17 protein-coding genes are annotated in these 18090 nt (G+C 70.5%); 3 read left to right on the forward strand and 14 right to left on the reverse strand.

The window, feature by feature from the left end; genetic code table 11:
- Nucleotides 1-3: 3 nt before the first annotated feature.
- The gene (locus CV755_RS04585; protein WP_109278834.1) at nucleotides 4-435 is read right to left on the reverse strand and encodes a DUF948 domain-containing protein; all 432 of its coding nucleotides are present in this window, start codon (nucleotides 433-435) and stop codon (nucleotides 4-6) included.
- 201 nt (nucleotides 436-636) lie between these two features.
- Nucleotides 637-1251: a 30S ribosomal protein S4 gene (gene rpsD / locus CV755_RS04590; protein WP_109278835.1), complete on the reverse strand. Its 615-nt coding sequence runs from the start codon at nucleotides 1249-1251 to the stop codon at nucleotides 637-639.
- Between the two features lie 188 nt (nucleotides 1252-1439).
- Here rpsD and CV755_RS04595 point away from each other — a divergent pair, with 188 nt between their 5' ends.
- Entirely contained in the window at nucleotides 1440-2129 is a 690-nt protein-coding gene (locus CV755_RS04595) for a DUF2470 domain-containing protein (protein ID WP_109278836.1), read from the forward strand.
- Nucleotides 2130-2229: 100 nt separating this feature from the next.
- Here CV755_RS04595 and CV755_RS04600 read toward each other — a convergent pair whose 3' ends face one another.
- From CV755_RS04600 to CV755_RS04615, 4 genes are read right to left on the reverse strand one after another with little or no spacing between them, the layout of a single operon-like run.
- Nucleotides 2230-3591, reverse strand: coding sequence for a replication-associated recombination protein A (locus tag CV755_RS04600; RefSeq protein ID WP_109278837.1), 1362 nt, complete (start codon nucleotides 3589-3591; stop codon nucleotides 2230-2232).
- Between the two features lie 42 nt (nucleotides 3592-3633).
- Nucleotides 3634-4296: a vitamin K epoxide reductase family protein gene (locus tag CV755_RS04605; RefSeq protein WP_109278838.1), complete on the reverse strand. Its 663-nt coding sequence runs from the start codon at nucleotides 4294-4296 to the stop codon at nucleotides 3634-3636.
- A 56-nt stretch (nucleotides 4297-4352) separates the two neighbouring features.
- Nucleotides 4353-5615, reverse strand: coding sequence for a histidine--tRNA ligase (hisS, locus tag CV755_RS04610; RefSeq protein WP_109278839.1), 1263 nt, complete (start codon nucleotides 5613-5615; stop codon nucleotides 4353-4355).
- A 13-nt stretch (nucleotides 5616-5628) separates the two neighbouring features.
- The gene (locus CV755_RS04615; RefSeq protein WP_109278840.1) at nucleotides 5629-6348 is read right to left on the reverse strand and encodes an MBL fold metallo-hydrolase; all 720 of its coding nucleotides are present in this window, start codon (nucleotides 6346-6348) and stop codon (nucleotides 5629-5631) included.
- 140 nt (nucleotides 6349-6488) lie between these two features.
- Between CV755_RS04615 and CV755_RS04620 the strand changes: the two genes are divergently transcribed.
- Together CV755_RS04620 and CV755_RS04625 are read left to right on the forward strand one after the other, a co-directional pair.
- On the forward strand, nucleotides 6489-7343 hold the full coding sequence (locus tag CV755_RS04620) for a peptidylprolyl isomerase (RefSeq protein WP_109278841.1): 855 nt from the start codon (nucleotides 6489-6491) through the stop codon (nucleotides 7341-7343).
- Between the two features lie 248 nt (nucleotides 7344-7591).
- On the forward strand, nucleotides 7592-8821 hold the full coding sequence (locus CV755_RS04625) for a DUF349 domain-containing protein (protein ID WP_109278842.1): 1230 nt from the start codon (nucleotides 7592-7594) through the stop codon (nucleotides 8819-8821).
- Between the two features lie 68 nt (nucleotides 8822-8889).
- Here the strand turns inward: CV755_RS04625 and CV755_RS04630 are convergent, their stop codons facing one another.
- The 8 genes from CV755_RS04630 to ruvC form a co-directional block, all read right to left on the reverse strand.
- Nucleotides 8890-11385, reverse strand: a complete 2496-nt coding sequence (locus CV755_RS04630) for a RelA/SpoT family protein (RefSeq protein WP_109278844.1) — start codon at nucleotides 11383-11385, stop codon at nucleotides 8890-8892.
- A 171-nt stretch (nucleotides 11386-11556) separates the two neighbouring features.
- Entirely contained in the window at nucleotides 11557-12105 is a 549-nt protein-coding gene (locus CV755_RS04635; RefSeq protein ID WP_109278845.1) for an adenine phosphoribosyltransferase, read from the reverse strand.
- The gene (gene secF, locus CV755_RS04640; protein ID WP_109278846.1) at nucleotides 12102-13229 is read right to left on the reverse strand and encodes a protein translocase subunit SecF; all 1128 of its coding nucleotides are present in this window, start codon (nucleotides 13227-13229) and stop codon (nucleotides 12102-12104) included. Before secF ends, CV755_RS04635 begins: the two co-directional genes overlap by 4 nt.
- 1 nt (nucleotide 13230) lies before the next feature.
- On the reverse strand, nucleotides 13231-14955 hold the full coding sequence (gene secD, locus CV755_RS04645; RefSeq protein WP_109278848.1) for a protein translocase subunit SecD: 1725 nt from the start codon (nucleotides 14953-14955) through the stop codon (nucleotides 13231-13233).
- A 148-nt stretch (nucleotides 14956-15103) separates the two neighbouring features.
- Nucleotides 15104-15589, reverse strand: coding sequence for a preprotein translocase subunit YajC (gene yajC, locus CV755_RS04650; RefSeq protein ID WP_109278849.1), 486 nt, complete (start codon nucleotides 15587-15589; stop codon nucleotides 15104-15106).
- 164 nt (nucleotides 15590-15753) lie between these two features.
- Nucleotides 15754-16830 carry a Holliday junction branch migration DNA helicase RuvB gene (gene ruvB, locus CV755_RS04655; protein WP_109278850.1) on the reverse strand — a complete coding sequence of 359 codons (1077 nt, stop codon included), beginning with the start codon at nucleotides 16828-16830 and terminating at the stop codon, nucleotides 15754-15756.
- 64 nt (nucleotides 16831-16894) lie between these two features.
- Nucleotides 16895-17512 carry a Holliday junction branch migration protein RuvA gene (ruvA, locus tag CV755_RS04660; protein ID WP_109278851.1) on the reverse strand — a complete coding sequence of 206 codons (618 nt, stop codon included), beginning with the start codon at nucleotides 17510-17512 and terminating at the stop codon, nucleotides 16895-16897.
- The gene (gene ruvC, locus CV755_RS04665; RefSeq protein ID WP_109278852.1) at nucleotides 17509-18060 is read right to left on the reverse strand and encodes a crossover junction endodeoxyribonuclease RuvC; all 552 of its coding nucleotides are present in this window, start codon (nucleotides 18058-18060) and stop codon (nucleotides 17509-17511) included. Before ruvC ends, ruvA begins: the two co-directional genes overlap by 4 nt.
- Nucleotides 18061-18090 lie beyond the last annotated feature (30 nt).

Genomic DNA, 18090 nt, shown 5'->3' on the forward strand with positions numbered 1-18090 from the left:
TGGTCAGCCCTTCCCACGGGTACGGCGGCCGCCGCGCCGGGCGGACGGCAGCTTCTTGCCGACGATCACGGTGCGGGACTGCTCCGGCTCGTTCCTGCGGCCCAGCGCGCGCCGTACTCCATAGCCGAAGGCGGCCACCTTGACCAGCGGGCCGCCGAAGGCGGTGGAGACGGTCGAGGAGAGCGCGGAGGCGTTGGCCGTCACCTCCTGGACGTCCGCGGCGATGGAGTCGACACGGGCCAGCTGGCTGTTGGCGGAGCGTACGGTCGCGGAGGCGTCGGCGAGCAGCGGCACCGCCTGCTCCGTGACATCGGCGACCAGCTTGGTGGCCGCCTTGAGCGTCTGCGCGAGACGCACCAGGACCAGGGCGATGAACGACACCAGGATCGCCCAGAAGACGGCCACCAGGATCCCGGCCACTTCTCCACCGGACACGCTGCACCGCTCCCTGCTGATCGTCGCTGGTCGTTGGACGTCGGATACCGACCTTATCGCGCCGGACACCGGCGCCCGTACCGCGTTTTGTGCTCGGTTCCGGGCCGGAAAACGGGCCCGGAGAACGCGCGAGCCCGCCGCTCCCCAGGCCGCGAAGGCCGGGGAGACGACGGGCTGGGCAAAGAGCGCGTTACGCCAGGATCAACGGGCGTAGTACTCGACGACGAGCTGCTCGTCGCAGATCACCGGGATCTCCTTGCGGTTGGGCTCCCGGTCCAGGCGGAAGGCCAGCGCCTGCAGGTTGACCTGCAGGTAGCGCGGGGTCTCGCCCTCACCCGCGTAGCCACCCTCGCGGGCGACCTGGAAGGGGTGCTTGGAGCGGCTGCGCTCGCGGACGGTCACCACGTCGTCGGGACGGACGCGGAAGGACGGCTTGTCCACCTTGCCGCCGTTGACCTCGATGTGGCCGTGAACGACCATCTGACGGGCCTGGTAGATGGTCCGGGCGATGCCGGAACGCAGCACCAGGGCGTCCAGCCGGCGCTCGAGCTCGACAACCAGCGCCTCGCCGGTCTTGCCCTCGGCCTTCTTGGCGCGGTCGTAGGCGCGGGCCATCTGGCGCTCGCTGATGTCGTACTGGGCGCGCAGACGCTGCTTCTCCAGCAGACGGACCTTGTAGTCCGAGTTCTGCTTGCGGCCACGGCCGTGCTCACCCGGCGGGTAGGGACGGGCCTCGAAGTACTTGACGGCCTTCGGCGTCAGCGCGATGCCGAGCGCACGGGACTTCTTGACCTTGGGACGCGACTGGTTAGGCACGTTCTCCAGACCTCCGAAATAGGTTAGGTTAGGCTCACCTTACTCAAGGAGATCGCATGTCTCGCCGTGGGAACACCAGTCACATCACGGACAGCACGAAGAAGACCGACGCCATCCAGGGCGTCGAGGCGACGGAGGTCCGATCAGATCGTGGTCAGCCGCGTCCCAGCGGACTTGAAACCGCCCGGATGCCGTCAGCAGCCGAGCGCACACGAACTCTCGTACAGGGTACATGCTCCGCGGTGCTGCTCATTCCCGGCCTGGACCCGGCCCGCCCCGAACAGCTGGTGCCCGAGGCGCGCACCGTGGGACCGGACGGCGATGTGTTCCTGCTCTTCCCGGCCGACTCCCCCGCCGTACGCATCGCCACCCATGCCCAGGACGACGAGCTCCCGGCGGTACTGGAGCTCGCCGATGTGGCCCCGGTCGCCGTCCCCCACCGTATCCGGGGCCGGGCCTGGCTCTCCGGCTGGCTGACGACCGTGCCCGGGGCGGCCGAGCCGGGCAAGGCGATGGTGCGCCTGGAGTTCGGCGAGGCGAGCGTGGACGACCTCTGGGGCACCGAGCGGGTGGACGGTCCCGCCTTCGCCGCCGCCCAGGCCGATCCGCTGGCCGGGCACGAGGCGGAGCTGCTGCAGCATCTGCACTCCGGGCATGGGGACCAGGTGCGGTCCCTGCGCAGCCTGCTGGACGAACGCTTTTCCTGGGCCCCGGGCGACCGCGTCGTGCCGCTTGCCCTGGACCGCTTCGGCCTGCGGGTGCGCTTCGCCGGCGCCACCGGTTCTTTCGACGCCCGGTTCGACTTCCCGGAGCCGGTGGGTGACGTCCACGGTCTGCGGCGGGCGATGCACCGTCTTTTCGAGGCGGCGGCTGCATAGGGGGATCCGGCTGCGTTTCCGGTGCGGGCCGTCAGTGGCTGGTCGCGCCCACGCGGCGGAGCCGCACAATGCAGCCGCCCCGCGCCCCTTACGGGGCGCCCTACTCCCCCGCCGGTTCCCCGCGCAAGCGGGCCCGGACCCGCTCCACCACGTCCGCGTACCGTGCCTCGACCCCGTGCCGGGTCGGCTCGTAGTACCGCTTGCCGTGTACCGCGTCCGGAGCGTACTGCTGGGCGGCGATCCCGCCCGGCAGATCGTGCGGGTAGACATACCCCTGGGCATGCCCCAGCTTCTCCGCACCCTTGTAGTGCCCGTCCCGCAGATGCGGTGGCACCGGCCCGGCCAGCCCGGCCCGGACATCCGCCAGCGCGGCATCTATCGCCAGATAGGCCGCATTGGACTTGGGCGCCAGCGCCAGGGCCACCGTCACCTGCCCCAGCACGATCCGCGCCTCCGGGAAGCCGATCAGCGCCACCGCCTGCGCCCCGGCCACGGCGGTCTGCAAGGCGGTGGGGTCGGCCATCCCGATGTCCTCGCTGGCCGAGATCATCAGCCGCCGGGCGATGAACCGGGGGTCCTCCCCCGCCTCGATCATCCGTGCCAGATAGTGCAGCGCCGCGTCCACATCCGAGCCCCGGATGGATTTGATCAGCGCGCTGGCCACGTCATAGTGCTGGTCGCCGTCGCGGTCGTAACGCACGGCCGCGCGATCGACGGCCTCCTCCAGCGTCTGCAGACTGATCTCGGTCTCGCCCTTGGCGATCGCCGAACCGGCCCCCGCCTCCAGGGCGGTCAGCGCCCGCCGGGCGTCTCCCCCGGCGATCCGCAGCAGATGCGCCTCGGCGTCCTCCGGCAGGGTCACCGCCCCGGCCAGCCCGCGCTCGTCGGTGAGCGCCCGGTGCAGCAGGCCGCGCAGGTCGTCATCGGTGAGCGCCTGCAGCGTCAGCAGCAGCGAGCGCGACAGCAGCGGGGAGATGACCGAGAAGTAGGGGTTCTCGGTGGTGGCCGCGATCAGCGTGACCCAGCGGTTCTCCACCGCGGGCAGCAGCGAGTCCTGCTGGGCCTTGCTGAAACGGTGGATCTCATCCAGGAAGAGCACGGTCTCCTTGCCGTACCCGCCCGAGGCGCGGCGGGCGCCGTCGATGACCGCCCGTACCTCCTTCACCCCGGCGGTGATGGCGGACAGCTCCACAAAGCGCTTGTTGGTGGCCTGGCTGACCACATAGGCCAGAGTGGTCTTGCCGATCCCCGGCGGCCCCCAGAGGATCACCGAGGACGGACCGGCCGGACCGCCGCCCCCCTCGCCTACCAATCGGCGCAGTGGTGAGCCGGGCTTGAGCAGATGGCCCTGGCCCACCACCTCGTCCAGGGTGCGCGGGCGCATCCGGACGGCCAGCGGACTGCTTGCCGGGTCCTTCTCCTGGCGGTCCTCTGCGGCCGCGGTGAACAGGTCGGGTTCCACGACGGAAACCCTATGTCACCCCACTGACAGCGGGCCGCGGGCTCAGGCCCCGCTGCCCGTCCAGAAGTCCCACCACCTGGTGAGGATCAGCATGCCGATCACGCCGATCCACAGCACCGGCACCACCCAGTGGAACTCCAGCAGTGCCCGCCGCGGCCTCTCCGGGACCGGGATGAAGCCATGCCGGATGTTCTGCAGGGTCACGTACCAGAACATAAAGATGGTGGCGACCCAGGCCAGGCAGCACCACAGGCACAGCGAGCCGATGACATACAGCGACTGGTACTGCAGCCAGGTCACAAAGCCCACGCCGAACAGGCAGCCGGCCTGCATGCCCAGCCAGTACCAGCGGCGGTAGCGGGCTCCGGCGATCAGCCCCAGGCCGATGGAGATGATGATGCCGTAGGCGACCAGGCCCAGCATCGGGTTGGGGAACCCGAAGACATGGGCCTGCTTGCTCTCCATGATGTTGCCGCAGGAGACGATGGGGTTGAGGCTGCACCCGGGGGTGTAGGACTTCCCGGCCACCTTGGCTTCAAGAATCTTGTTCTTGTCGATGGTGATGACCCAGGCCGCCAGCAGCCCCATCGCACCGGTGACCACCAGCAGCCAGGCGAACGCCCGGCTGCCGCCCACGGCGCCCGTGGCGGGACCGTCCCGCTCCACATCGTCGGTGTCGGAGCGGTCCAGTGCCGAGGTGGTCATAGCGGTATCGGTCCCATCACTAGGTTGCCGCCCATTCTGCACCAAGCGGCGGACGGTCAGGACTCCTTGGCGAGGAGTTCACCGACGACCGCGTCGATCGCGACAGCCGTCTGCTCTCCGCTGGCCAGGTCCTTCAACTGCACCACGCCCTCGGCCAGATCACGCTCGCCCAGCACCAGCGCCCAGCGCGCGCCCGAGCGGTTGGCCGACTTCATCGCGTTCTTCAGGCCCTTGCCGCCGAAGGCGAAGTCGGTGGCCAGGCCCGCCCGGCGCAGCTCGGTCACCACGGAGAACAGCGCCCGGCGCGCCTCCTCCCCCAGCGGCACCGCGAACACCTGGGTGGGCGCGGGCAGTTGGAGCTCGATGCCCTCGGCCTTCAGCGCCAGCACGGTACGGTCCACACCCAGCGCCCAGCCGACCGAGGGCAGCGCCGGTCCGCCGATCATCTCGGACAGTCCGTCATAGCGGCCGCCGCCGCCGACCGCGGACTGGGCGCCCAGGCCGTCGTGGACGAACTCGAAGGTGGTACGGGTGTAGTAGTCCAGGCCGCGCACCAGCTTCTCGTCGTCCTGGAACTCCACACCGGCCGCGGTCAGCAGCGACCGGACCTCCTCGTGGTACGCCTTGCACGCCTCGCACAGGTGGTCGCGCAGCATCGGGGCGCCCACCAGCTGCTTCTGCACCGCCTCGCGCTTGTCGTCCAGCACCCGCAGCGGGTTGATCTCGATCCGGCGCCGGGTGTCCTCGTCCAGGTCCAGACCGCGCAGGAAGTCCTGGAGGGCGGCCCGGTAGGCGGGACGGCACTCCTTGTCGCCCAGCGAGTTCAGCAGCAGCCGGAAGTTCCTCAGGCCCAGCGACTTGTAGGCGTCCACCGCCAGGATGATCAACTCGGCGTCCAGCGCCGGGTCTTCGGCACCGATGGCCTCCGCGCCGACCTGGGAGAAGTGCCGGTAACGCCCGGCCTGGGGGCGCTCATAGCGGTAGTAGGAGCCGGAGTACCACAGCTTGACCGGTAGATTGCCCTGCTTGTGCAGATTCGCCTCCAGCGCGGCCCGCAGCACCGAGGCGGTGCCCTCCGGGCGCAGCGCCAGCTGCTCGCTGCCACGCTGGGTGAGGGTGTACATCTCCTTGGTCACAATGTCGGTGGACTCACCGACGCCACGGGAGAACAGCTCGATCTGCTCGAAGCCCGGGGTCTCCGCATAGCCGTAGCCGGCGCGCTTCAGCGGCGCGGCAATGGCCTCGCGAACCGCCAGGTACGTGGCGGAATCGGGCGGAAGCAGGTCGTAAGTGCCCTTGGGGGCCTTGAAGGTGCTCACTGGAAGTCTCTCGTCACATTCCTCGTCGCGGAGCCGGGGTGCCGTCTCCGTGGCCGGACCGCGCCTGGGCCACCTGCCGCAGATAGGGGTTGGTGGCGCGCTCCCGGCCGATGCTGGTCTGGGGGCCGTGGCCGGACAGCACCACGGTGGAGTCGTCGAGCGGCAGGCACACACGGGCCAGCGACTCGAGTATCTCGGCGTGGTCGCCACCGGGCAGGTCGGTGCGTCCGATGGAGCCGGCGAACAGCAGGTCGCCCGAGAAGAACACCGAGGGGACCTCGGCGGTCTCGGGCAGCCGGAAGGTCACCGACCCCTTGGTATGGCCGGGCGCGTGCGCGACGGTGAACTCCAGCCCGGCCAGCTCCAGCCGGCTGCCGTCGGAGAGCTCCTTGACGTCGTCCGGCTCGCCCACGGTGAGCTCACCCAGCAGCTGGGTGCCGATGGAACGGCCCAGCGCCTTGGCCGGGTCGCTCATCATGTAGCGGTCCGCGGGGTGGATCCAGGCGGGCACATCATGCGCCCCGCATACCGGGACGACCGAGGCGACATGGTCGATATGGCCATGGGTGAGGACGACGGCGACCGGCTTGAGGCGGTGTTTGCGCAGCGTTTCCTCGACGCCCTGGGCGGCCTGGTGGCCCGGGTCGATGATCACGCACTCCTCGCCCGCGGCGGGGGCGACCAGGTAGCAGTTGGTGCCCCAGGCCCCGGCGGGGAACCCGGCAATCAGCACGTTCGTCCTTATCGGTCGGTGAGTGTCTCGGTGGATCAGAGCCTACCGGCGGCACTCCCGTCGCCGCGAACCCGTATACGGTACGGGCACACTCGCAACACAGTGCTATGTCGGACGAGACGGTACGAGGAGACGACCCGGTGGTCAGTAACGAGCAGCGGCGGCGGCAGCTCGCCCGGGAGAAGTTCGAGCGGCAGCAGGAACGCCGCGACGCCGAGCGGCGCAAGGCCCGCCGCCGCAACGCGGTGATCGCGGCCGGCCTCGCCGTGGTGCTGGCCGGCGGTGCGACGGCCTACGCCACCGGCGCGCTGAGCGGCGACGGCAAGAAGGACAGCGCCGCGGACGCCGCGGACACCCCCACCCCCACCAAGGGCCCGGACCCCTGCAAGAAGCCGCTGCCCGGCTCCGCCTCCACCAAGCAGTGGAAGTCCGAGCCGTCGATGAGCATCGACAAGTCGGCCTCGTACACCATGAGTCTGCAGACCACTTGTGGTGCGGTGGGCATCAAGCTGGACGCCGACAAGGCGCCGCACACGGTCAACTCCTTCAACTTCCTTGCCGCGCAGGGCTTTCTGGACCACTCCAAGTGCCACCGGCTGACCACGCAGGGCATCTATGTGCTGCAGTGCGGCGACCCCACGGCCAGCGGCCAGGGCGGGCCGGGGTACTCCATCCCGGATGAGAACCTCAAGGACGCGCGCCTGAAGCCGGACAAGTCCCCGGACGCGCAGCCGGGCTCGGTGGTCTACCCCGCGGGCACCGTGGCGATGGCCAACGCCGGTCCCAACACCGGTGGCAGCCAGTTCTTCCTGGTCTACAAGGACAGCCCGCTGGCGCCCTCGTACACCCCCTTCGGCACCATGGACGCCGAGGGCCTGAAGACGGTCCAGAAGATCGCCGGGGCGGGTGCCCAGCCGGGTGCGCAGGGCAACCCCGGGGACGGTGCGCCCAACGCCACCGCAGTGATCGACAAGGCGACCGTCACCAAGTCCTGAGCGGGCGGCCCGAGATCACCGCGGTCGGAAATTCCGTTCGCGCGGGATACGGACAGCCGGGCCACCGTTCGCCTATGTTGGCGTTGTGCAGGGTGCCTGCTCCGGCGGCTGCGGGGACCCGGTCAGCACAGGAATCATCACTCAACTGATCAAGCCGTCGGACCGGCTGGGGCAGAGACCCGCCGGGACACCTGTGGACGATGCCCGAGGGCCGTGAACCGGCCCCGGCATCATGTGGAGGAGGCGCTGTGAGCAGCGACCGATGGGGCCGCGTCGATGAGACGGGGACGGTGTACGTGCGTACGGCCGACGGCGAGAAGGTCGTCGGTTCGTGGCAGGCGGGGAGTCCCGAGGAGGCCCTCGCTTACTTCGAGCGCAAGTACGAGGGCCTGGTCGTGGAGATCGGCCTCCTCGAGCGCCGGATCAAGACCACCGACCTGTCCGCCAAGGACGCCCTGACCGCGATCGAGCACCTGCGCAGCCAGGTCGAGGAGCATCACGCGGTCGGCGATCTGGACGCGCTGCGGGCCCGGTTGGACCAGCTCGTCGCCCTGGTCGAAACGCGCCGTGAGGAGCGCAAGGCCGCCAAGGCCAAGCAGTCCGAGGAGGCTCGTACCGCCAAGGAGGCCCTGGTCGCCGAGGCCGAGGAGCTGGCGGCCAGCGAGCAATGGCGGTCGGCGGGCGAGCGGTTGCGCGCCCTGGTGGACACCTGGAAGGGGCTGCCCCGGCTGGACCGCAAGACCGATGACGAGCTGTGGCACCGCTTCTCCCACGCCCGTTCGGCGTTCTCCAAGCGGCGCAAGGCGCACTTCGCCTCGCTGGACGCCCAGCGCGAGGAGGCCCGCAAGGCCAAGGAGAAGCTGGTCGCCGAGGCCGAGGCGCTGTCCGGATCCACCGACTGGGGTGCCACGGCGGCCCGTTACCGCGAGCTGATGAACGAGTGGAAGGCCGCCGGACGCGCCCAGCGCGAGGCGGAGGACGAGCTGTGGAGCCGCTTCCGCGGCGCCCAGGACGTCTTCTTCCAGGCGCGCGGTGAGGTGTTCGCCGAGCGCGACGCCGAGCAGCAGCAGAACCTGGCGCTGAAGGAGGAGTTGGCGGCCGAGGCGGAGAAGCTGCTGCCGGTCACCGACCTCAAGGCGGCCCGGGCGGCGTTCCGTTCGGTCAATGAACGCTGGGAGGCCATCGGCCATGTGCCGCGGGACGCCCGGCCGAAGATCGAGGCGCGGATGCACGCCGTGGAGCGCGCCATCCAGGAGGCCGAGGAGGCCGAGTGGCGGCGCACCAACCCCGAGGCGCGGGCCCGCGCGGCCGGTCTGACCGGCCAGTTGCAGGCGGCCGTGGACAAGCTCCAGGAGCAGGTGGACAAGGCCCGTGCGGCCGGCAACCAGGCCAAGGCCGACAAGCTGGCCAAGGAGCTCGAGGGCCGCAAGGCGCTGCTGGACCAGGCGCTGAAGGGACTTGAGGAGTTCGGCGGCTGAACTCCGGCCCATAGCAAGGAAGATGGCCCCGGCGAGGTTTCGCCGGGGCCGTCTTCGCATATGCGCTGTTACGGCCTGCGGGCCGAGGTCACCCGGTAGACGTCATAGACGCCCTCCACGCCGCGCACCGCCTTGAGCACATGGCCCAGGTGCTTGGGGTCGCCCATCTCGAAGGTGAAGCGGGAGGTGGCCACCCGGTCCCGGGAGGTCTGCACCGCCGCCGAGAGGATGTTGACGTGCTGGTCGGACAGCACCCGGGTGACGTCCGACAGCAGCCGGGAGCGGTCCAGCGCCTCCACCTGGATGGCCACCAGGAAGACCGAGGACTGGGTGGGCGCCCACTGGACATCGATGATCCGCTCGGGCTGCTGGGAGAGCGCGTCCACATTGACGCAGTCCGCCCGGTGCACCGAGATGCCATTGCCCCGGGTGACGAAACCGATGATGGGGTCGCCGGGAACGGGCGTACAGCAGCGGGCCAGTTTGACCCAGACATCGTCAACGCCCTTGACCACCACGCCCGGATCGGCGCTGGAGCGCCGCTTGGAGCGGGTGCGGATGGGGGCGCTCTCCTCGATGTCCTCGGTGGCCGCGTCCTCGCCGCCCAGCGCCTGGACCAGCTTCTGCACCACGCCCTGGGCCGCCACATGGCCCTCGCCGATGGCCGCGTAGAGCGAGGAGATGTCCGGATAGCGCATCTCATGCGCCAGGGTGACCAGCGAGTCCCCGGTGAGGATCCGCTGGATCGGCAGGTTCTGCTTGCGCATGGCGCGGGCGATGGCGTCCTTGCCCTGCTCGATCGCCTCGTCCCGGCGCTCCTTGGAGAACCAGGCGCGGATCTTGTTGCGGGCGCGGGGGGACTTGACGAAGCCCAGCCAGTCGCGGGACGGTCCGGCGCCAGGTGCCTTGGAGGTGAAGACCTCCACCAAGTCCCCGTTGTCCAGGGTGGATTCCAGCGGAACCAGCCGGCCGTTGACCCGGGCGCCTATGGTGCGGTGGCCGACCTCGGTGTGCACCGCGTAGGCGAAGTCCACCGGGGTGGCGCCGGCCGGCAGCGCTATCACATCGCCCTTGGGCGTAAAGACGAAGACCTCGTTGCGGGAGAGGTCGAAGCGCAGCGACTCCAGGAACTCGCCCGGGTCCTCGGTCTCCTTCTGCCAGTCCAGCAACTGCCGCAGCCAGGCCATGTCATTGACGGTGTCCTGGTTCTTGCCGGCGTGCTTGGGCACATCGGTACGGACCTTGGAGGCTCCGGCGACCGCCTCCTGCTTGTACTTCCAGTGCGCGGCGATGCCGTACTCCGCGCGCCGGTGCATATCGAAGGTGCGGATCTGCAGCTCAACCGGCTTGCCGCTGGGGCCTATCACGGTGGTGTGCAGCGACTGGTACATATTGAACTTGGGCATCGCGATGTAGTCCTTGAACCGCCCCGGCACCGGGTTCCACCGCGCGTGCACGGTGCCCAGCGCGGCGTAGCAGTCGCGGACGGTGTCCACCAGGACCCGGATGCCCACCAGGTCGTAGATCTCGGCGAAGTCCCGGCCGCGCACAATCATCTTCTGGTAGACGCTGTAGTAGTGCTTGGGGCGGCCGGTGACGGTGGCCTTGATCCGGGCCGCGCGCAGATCGGACTGCACCTCGTCGATCACGGTGGCCAGGTATTCGTCACGCTTGGGGGCGCGTTCGGCGACCAGCCGGACGATCTCGTCGTACATCTTGGGGTAGAGGATCGCGAAGGCGAGGTCCTCCAGCTCCCACTTGATGGTGTTCATGCCCAGCCGGTGTGCCAGCGGGGCGTAGATCTCCAGCGTCTCGCGGGCCTTCTTCTCCTGCTTCTCCCGCTTGAGATAGCGCATGGTGCGCATATTGTGCAGCCGGTCGGCCAGCTTGATCACCAGGACCCGGGGGTCCTTGGCCATGGCGACGACCATCTTGCGCACGGTCTCGGCCTGGGCGGCCTCGCCGAATTTGACCTTGTCCAGCTTGGTGACGCCGTCCACCAGCAGCGCCACCTGGTCGCCGAAGTCCCGGCGCAGGTCCTCCAGGCCGTACTCGGTGTCCTCCACCGTGTCGTGCAGCAGCCCGGCCATCAAGGTGGCCGGGTCCATGCCCAGCTCGGCCAGGATGGTGGTGACGGCGAGGGGGTGGGTGATGTACGGGTCGCCGCTCTTGCGCTTCTGGCCCCGGTGCCAGCGCTCGGCCACCTGGTAGGCGCGCTCCAGCTGGCGCAGGGTGGCCGCGTCGGCCTTGGGGTCGTTGCCGCGGACGATACGCAGCAGCGGCTCCAGCACCGGGTTGTACGGGCTCTGGCGCTGTACGCCCAGTCTGGCCAGGCGGGCCCGTACCCGGCTGGAGGACCCGGAGCGGGCCGGGGCACTGGGCGGCGGGGCGGGGCGGGCGGGGGCCGGCGTCGGAGGCACGGCCTTGCCCTGCGGCTCCGCCTTGGGCTTGGTGGCGGGCGTGCGCTGCGGGCCGCCCTGCTCCCTGGGCGTGCCCGCGGCCGCCGCGGCCGGTGGAGTCGGCTTGTCCGGCTGGGTGGTGAGCGGCTGGGCCTTGTCTGGCAAGAGCACTCCTCATGCGCGGTCCGGCCCCCCGAGCAGGTCCGGACTGCCATGGTATCGAGCCGAGGGGGGAAGCTGCCGCTCGCCCGGTGCGGGCGGGGAACGACAAGGGCGGGCCCCGGGATGCTCCCGGGGCCCGCCCACCGGTCCATTGGACCGGGCCGGACCTGGTTCTCAGACCTGGATCAGCGCGTCCAGCGGCGCTCCGTCGAGCACGCTCTCCAGCCGCTCGCGGCCGTTGAGGAATCCAAGCTCCATCAGCACCGCCACGCCCGCCACCTGGGCACCTGCCCGGCGGATCAGCTTCAGCGAGGCTTCCGCGGTGCCGCCGGTGGCCAGCACATCGTCGATCACCAGCACCCGCTCGCCGACGCCCAGCGCCTCCGCGTGGATCTCTATCTCGGCGGTGCCGTACTCCAGCTCATACGCCTGGGAGAGGGTGGCACCGGGCAGCTTGCCCGCCTTGCGGACGGGGACGAAACCGACGCCCGCGCGGACGGCCACCGGGGCGGCCAGGATGAAGCCGCGGGCCTCCAGGCCGACGACCTTGTCCGCCCGGTAGCGCTCGCACAGCGCCGCCAGGGCGTCGGTGAGCGCGGTGAAGGCCCCGGCGTCGGCCAGCAGCGGGGTGATGTCCTTGAACATCACGCCGGGCTTGGGGTAGTCGGGGACGTCGGTGATCCGGCTGATCAGCAGGTCCCGCAGTTTCTGGTCGGTGGTCATCGGCGCTTCCCCTGGGTCCGGCCGCGGCCGCCACGGCCCCGGGTCGCCGGCTGGCGGCGCGGTCCGACCACGCCGGCGGGCGGGGTGTCCTCGGGGCCCTCGCCCTCCGGCGCGTCCGCCTCGTGGTCCGCGGGGTCGGTGGAGTCCGCCTTGGCCGCCTGGGCGGCACGGCGCGCATGCACCCGCTTGGCCAGGGCCTTCATCTGCGGGTCGCGCTCCTTGAACTCCGCCACCAGCGGGGTGGCGATAAAGATCGAGGAGTAGGCACCGGCCGTCAGACCCACGAACAGCGCCAGCGAGATGTCATTGAGCATGCCCGCGCCGAGGAAGCCGCCGCCGATGAACAGCAGACCGGCGACCGGCAGCAGCGCCACCACGGTGGTGTTGATGGAGCGCACCAGGGTGCTGTTGAGGCTGCGGTTGGCGATCTCGCTGTAGGTCCAGCGGGTCTGCTTGGTGAGGTCCTTCGAGCTCTCCTTGAGGCCGTCGAAGACGACCACGGTGTCGTAGAGCGAGTAACCGAGGATGGTCAGCAGACCGATCACGGTGCCCGGGGTGACCTCGAAGCCGACCAGGGCGTAGACGCCCACGGTGATGGTGAGGTCATGGACCAGGGCGATCAGCGCGGCCAGGGCCATCCGCCACTCGAAGGCGATGGCGAGGTAGATCACCACCAGGACCATGAAGATCCCCAGGCCGGTCCAGGCCTTGTTGGCGATCTCATCGCCCCAGCTGGGGCCGACGATGTCGGTGTTGATCTTGTTGGGCGAGACATCCAGCTTCTTGGCCAGGGCCTGCTGGGTGGTCCGGGACTTCTGCGTGGTCAGCTCGCTGACCTGCACCCGCAGCTTGCCGCCGCCGAGCTTCTGGACGATGGCGGTGTGACCCGAGGCATCCTCCGCGGTCCGCTTGGCCGCATCGGCACTGACCGAGGTCTTGGGCGTGGTGAAGACCGCGCCACCCTTGAACTCGATGCCCATGTTCAGGCCGCGCACCGCCAGGCCCACGATGGCCGTGATGGTGATCAGGATCGAGATGCCGTACCAGATCTTCCGCTTGCCGACGAAGTCATAGCCGACCTCGCCTCGGTACAGCCGGGCGCCGAGCGCGCCGAGTCGCGACATCTCACGCCTCCTTCGGGTCGGTGCTGGCGGAGGGACGGCGGCGGGAGGACCGCAGCGGGGGGCGGGCACCGAGCCGCTTGGGGTCCAGACCGGACCAGGGATGGCCGCTGGCGAAGAACTTGCGCCGGGCCAGGATCGTCATCAGCGGCTTGGTGAACAGGAAGACCACCACCACGTCCAGCAGCGTGGTCAGACCCAGCGTGAAGGCGAAGCCCTGCACCTTGCCGACGGTGACCACGAACAGCACCGCGGCGGCCAGGAAGGACACAAAGTCCGAGACCAGGATGGTGCGCCGGGCGCGCGGCCAGCCGCGCTCCACCGCCGGACGCAGGGTGCGTCCCTCGCGGATCTCGTCCCGGATGCGTTCGAAGTAGACGATGAAGGAGTCGGCGGTGATACCGATGGCCACGATGGCACCGCAGACGGCCGGCAGGTTCAGCGCAAAGCCGATGGCCGGGCCGAGCAGCACCATCAGGGTGTAGGTGAGGATCGCCGAGCAGGCCAGGCTGGCCAGGGCCACCAGGGCCAGGCCGCGGTAGTAGGCCACCAGGTAGACGACCACCAGGGCCAGGCCGATGGCTCCGGCGAGCAGACCGGCGTGCAGCTGCTCACCGCCGAGCGCGGCGCTCACGGTGCTCTCGTCGACGATGTCAAAGGACAGCGGCAGCGAACCGTAGGCCAGAACGTTGGCCAGGTCATTGGCGCTGGACTGGTCGAAGTTGCCGGTGATCTGGGCGCTGCCGCCGTCAATGGCCTGGCGCACCGAGGGCGCGGAGACGGACTCGCCGTCCAGCACGATCGCGAAGCGGTTCTGCGGGTCGGGCTGGGAGGCCAGCTTGCCGGTGACATTGCCGAAGGTCTTGCTGCCCTTGCCGTTGAACTTCAGCGTCACCATCCAGCCCGCGGCCTGCTGGGTGTCCAGCACGGCCTTGGCGCCGGTCACATCCTTGCCGTCCACCGCGACCGGGCCGAGCAGCAGCTTCTCCTTGCCGTCCTTGTCACACGCCACCACCTGGTCGGTGGGCTTGGCGGCGTCGGCGGCCTTGGCGGCGTTGGACCGGCTCTGCTTGGTGGAGCAGTCCAGGGCCGCGAACCGCTTCTGCAGGTCCTGGGACGGAGCGGAAGGAGTGGGCGTGGGCTTGGGGGCCTGCGGGGCCTTCAGCGCGTCGGTGACGGCACGTCCCTGGCCACCGGGGGTCGCCGAGCCGGAGGGCTTGGCGCTGGGGGTGGCGGAGGGGCTGCTCTTGCCGCCCTTCTTGTCCTTGCCGCTGCCGCCCGAGGCGCTCGGGGTGGGCTGGGGCTGGGGCATCGTGCCCGCCGGGGCCGCCGCGAGCACCGGCCGGAACATCAGCTGGGCGGTGGTACCGACCTGCTGGCGGGCCTGCTCCGCGTTGGTCCCCTTGGGGATGTTCACGATGATGTGGTTCTTGCCCTGCGTCTGGACCTCGGCCTCGGAGACACCGAGACCGTTGACACGCCGCTCCAGGATGCCGACGGCCGTGTTCATATTGGTCTTGGTGATCGCATTGGGCTTGCCCGGCTCGTTCTTCGCCTCCAGCGTGAAGCTGGTGCCGCCCGCCAGGTCGATGCCCAGTCGCGGGGTGAAGTGCCCATAGGCGAACATTCCCCCGGTGAGCGCCACCATGACGAGCAGGATGAAGGCCAGGACTCTGCCTGGCCTGCCCTGGCCGCCCGGGGACCTGCGGCCCTTCTTCGGTGCTGCCACCTTGTCGTTTCTCCCTGTCCAACCGCCGGGCCCGAAGGTGTTCGCCGGGCGGCCACGAAGTTTGTGGGGACCTGCCCCCGCCGGAGCCTAGACCGTCGGCCGGCCGCGGCCCGCCGAGCGGTGGGCGTGCCGCGGCCGGCCGCTGCGCTTACTTGGCGCCGGTGTCGCCCTCGCCCTTGTCGTCCCGCTTGGTGTCCTTCGGCTCGGCCTGCTCGGCCTGGTCACCGGCCGCTTCCTTGCCGAGGTCGATCTTCTTCTCCCCGGCCTTCTCCTCCGCCGGCCCGGCGGCCTCGCCCTCGGTCAGCGAGGAGAGGTCGTCCGGCACGACAGGGGCGTCGGACTCGGCCGACTCGATGCCATGGATGATGCGGTTGTACTCGTCATCCGGCAGGACGGCGCCGATGGCGTTCTTGGCGTAGATCGCGTGCACACCCGGAGCGACCTCCAGGAGCACCGAGTCCTCGCTGATCTCCTTGACGGTGGCGTACATTCCGCCGATCGTCCGCACACCGGTGCCCGGCTGCATCTGGTCACGCATGTTCGCAGCCTCGCGCTGCTTGTTCTTGGCCGACCGGGTCATCAGGAACATGGCCCCGATAAGCACGATGAACGGCAGGAGAGTCACGATATTCACGGGACGGGGTTTCCTTCACACGACCGCGGGGTCCGCGGCCTGGTCTACGGGGGTGGTATGCCGCACCGTTGAGGACGGCATCGGCGGAGTCTAAGCGAGTCCGCACCTATGGAACAACGCCCAGCATGGCACTCGGGTTCCTGGCTGTCGAAGCGCCCGCGCCGTCACCCCTCGAAGAGTCCCCGCTGGCCGGAGCCGCCCGTGACCTGCTGGGGAGGCACCATTCCCAGGTGCGACCAGGCCGCCGGGGTAGCCACCCGGCCCCTGGGCGTACGCGCCAGCAGCCCCTCCCGTACCAGGAAGGGCTCGGCGACCTCCTCCACCGTCTCGCGCTCCTCGCCCACGGCCACGGCGAGGGTGGACAGCCCGACCGGGCCGCCGCCGAACAGCTTGAGCAGGGCGGTGAGCACCGCGCGGTCCAGCCGGTCCAGGCCGCGGCCGTCCACCTCATAGACCTCCAGGGCCTGGGCGGCCACCTGGCCGGTGATCACTCCATCGGCCTTGACCTGGGCGTAGTCCCGGACCCGGCGCAGCAGGCGGTTGGCGATGCGGGGGGTGCCGCGGGAGCGTCCGGCGATCTCGGCGGCGCCGTCGGCCGCTATGTCCACATCCAGCAGCCTGGCCGAGCGGTTGATCACCCGCTGGAGTTCGTCCGGGCTGTAGAACTCCATGTGCCCGGTGAAGCCGAAGCGGTCGCGCAGCGGGGGCGGCAGCAGTCCGGCCCGGGTGGTGGCGCCGACCAGGGTGAAGGGCGGCAGTTCCAGCGGGATCGCGGTGGCGCCGGGGCCCTTGCCCACCACCACATCGACCCGGAAGTCCTCCATGGCCATATAGAGCATCTCCTCGGCGGGCCGGGACATCCGGTGGATCTCGTCGAGGAAGAGGACCTCGCCCTCGGTGAGCGAGGAGAGGATGGCGGCCAGGTCACCGGCGTGCTGGATGGCGGGGCCGGAGGTGATGCGGATGGGGGCGCCCATCTCGGCCGCGATGATCATCGACAGGGTGGTCTTGCCCAGGCCGGGCGCCCCGGAGAGCAGCACGTGGTCGGCGGTGGCCCCGCGGCCGCGGGCGGCGCGCAGCACCAGGTCGAGCTGTTCGCGGACCCGCTCCTGGCCGACGAACTCGCCCAGGTCCTTGGGGCGCAGCGCGGCCTCGACGGCCTGGTCGTCCCCGTCGGCGGCGCCGCTGACCACGCGGTCGCCGGGGTGGGTGGCGGGGGTGGATCCTTCGTCCCAGTTCACGGGTGAAACCTCATACCTCATGCTCGGTGGCGGTCGGGCCGGTCGGAGGGTGGGGCCGGGGCGTTCAGCGGGCCCGGTTCAGGCTCTGCAGCGCGGCCCGCAGCAGCTGCCCCACCTGCGGGGTGCCACCGGCGGCCTCGGCCTGCGGTGCCACCGCCTCCACCGCCTGGTCCGCCTCCCGGGCCGCGTAGCCCAGCCCGACCAGCGCGGCGTGCAGTTGCTCGCGCCAGGAGGCGGCGCCGCCCGAGGCGGGCCGGGGCACCGCGGCGGAGGCGGCGGCCGGGGTGCCCAGTCGGTCCTTGAGCTCCAGCAGCAGCTTCTGGGCGCCCTTCTTGCCGATGCCGGGGACGGCGGTGAGCGCCTTCTCGTCGGCGGTGGCGAAGGCCCGGCGCAGGGCGTCCGGGGAGTGCACGGCCAGCATGGCCTGGGCCAGGCGGGGGCCGACTCCGCTGGCGGTCTGCAGCAGCTCGAAGGTCTGACGCTCGTCGTCGTCGGCGAAGCCGTAGAGGGTCAGGGAGTCCTCCCGGACGACCAGGGAGGTGGCCAGGCGGGCCGGTTCGCCGATGCGCAGCCGGGAGAGGGTGTCGGGGGTGCACTGCACGGCCATGCCGACGCCGCCCACCTCCACCACGGCGGTGTCCGGGCCGAGGGCGGCGACGGGGCCGGAAACGAAGGCGATCATCGGGTGCCCTTCATCAGTGGTGCTTCGGCGGTGGTGCGGCGGTGGGCGGCCACCGCCTGCTGGAGGCGGTTGGTGGCCGGGGCCCGCCAGATATGGCAGATGGCCAGGGCCAGGGCGTCGGCGGCGTCGGCCGGCTTCGGCGGGGCGTCCAGCCGCAGCAGGCGGGTGACCATCGAGCCGACCTGGGCCTTGTCGGCCCGGCCGGAGCCGGTGACGGCGGCCTTGACCTCGCTGGGGGTGTGCAGGGCCACCGGCAGCCCGCGCCGCGCGGCGCAGAGCATGGCCACCGCGCTGGCCTGGGCGGTGCCCATCACGGTGCGGACATTGTGCTGGCTGAAGACCCGTTCCACGGCGACATACTCGGGCCGGTACTCCGTCAGCCAGCGCTCCAGGCCCTGCTCCACCAGCAGCAGCCGCTCTGCGGTGTCGGCCTCGGCAGGGGTCCGTATGACGCCCACGCCCAGCATCCGCAGCGGCCGCCCGGCGACGCCCTCGACCACCCCGACGCCACAGCGCGTCAGCCCGGGGTCCACCCCCAGCACCCGCATCGCGCCCCTCCCTTCGGTCAACTGTTCCGG

It is taken from the genome of Streptomyces orinoci, from assembly GCF_003121295.1.
Classification (GTDB): Bacteria; Actinomycetota; Actinomycetes; order Streptomycetales; family Streptomycetaceae; genus Streptomyces; species Streptomyces orinoci.